This window comes from Wolbachia endosymbiont of Drosophila incompta (assembly GCF_001758565.1).
Lineage (GTDB): Bacteria > Pseudomonadota > Alphaproteobacteria > Rickettsiales > Anaplasmataceae > Wolbachia > Wolbachia pipientis.
The window spans coordinates 1,130,346-1,131,500 of the sequence record NZ_CP011148.1; the positions used below are offsets into that span (position 1 = coordinate 1,130,346).

At 33.2% G+C, this 1,155-nt stretch carries 1 protein-coding gene; it reads right to left on the reverse strand.

The features are described 5' to 3' along the window. Positions 1-479: 479 nt before the first annotated feature. A complete protein-coding gene (gene ndk, locus WG67_RS05120; RefSeq protein ID WP_156768672.1) occupies positions 480-884 on the reverse strand; it encodes a nucleoside-diphosphate kinase in 405 nt (134 codons plus the stop codon). Positions 885-1,155: the final 271 nt, after the last annotated feature.

Here is a 1,155-nt window from a genome sequence, read left to right on the forward strand (position 1 = left end):
TGGGGTTATTATCCGCTTTAAAATATTGGCGTTTTTTATGTTTTAAACGCTTGACAAGCGAGATTCAGCCGCTTTTAATTGCAACTAACTTACGCTGCAAATGTTTAAGAAATATACTAAGCAGAAAAAAAGACAAAGAATCCCCGAGTTAGCTAGTCTTNNTCTATCTCTGTCGAGTATTGGCATTTTTTGATGTCTTGTAACGCTTTATAAGCGCGTTCAGCTTATTTAGATAAAAATCTAGATGTAGATGAAGTTTTGTAAAGACATACAGTATCTATATACTGCAAAAAATTGAACATAAGACGCCGATACATTAAGTAATCCTTACCTTTTAATCTGCAGATTGGCGAAAGCAAATACAATAGCTTCAGTTTCATGATAAGGGGGCTGGCGAGGTTTGTCAAGGAAGTTTTTTCGTTTCTATGTTGTCAGCTACTTGGATGACGCCAATCTGAGTTGACTACACCAACTCACATTCAGCAAAAAAAGAAAGCTATCTCCTTACGAGCATTTTCTAGACTATCTGAGCCGTGAACTCTATTTTCACTAATATCATCAGCAAAATCACCCCTGATTGTGCCTTTATCTGCCTGCTTTGGATCAGTAGCTCCCATGATTTGTCTGTATTTACTTACTGCATTTTCACCAACTAAAACTTGAACTACCACAGAACCAGAGGTCATAAACTCTACTAATTCCCCAAAAAAAGGCCTATCTTTATGAATTTCATAAAACAGCTCTGCTTGTTTTTTTGTTAGTAACATCATTTTTTGTGCTGTGATTTTCAGCCCAGATTGTTCGATGTACGAATTTATATTGCCTGTAATATTATTTTTTACTGCATCAGGTTTTAATATCGAAAGTGTTCTCTCAATTGCCATATTATTTCCTTATATAAAATAGTATATTTATAGATTTATTTTATTGTAAATTTTGATTTGATAAAAGCAGTTTTTTATTTATAGTTAAGAATAAACCATCAAGGAGGTATTGTATGAGTGAATGTTGTAAAAATAACACTACTAAACAAGCTGAGCCTACCACTAAAAAACAAGCTAAATCTACTACTAAAAAATTAGTAAGTAACTTTAGGTCATCCCTTTTTTGTGGAACAAAAGGGTTTTTGACTTTTAGTCTGGCATTTTTAAGTTA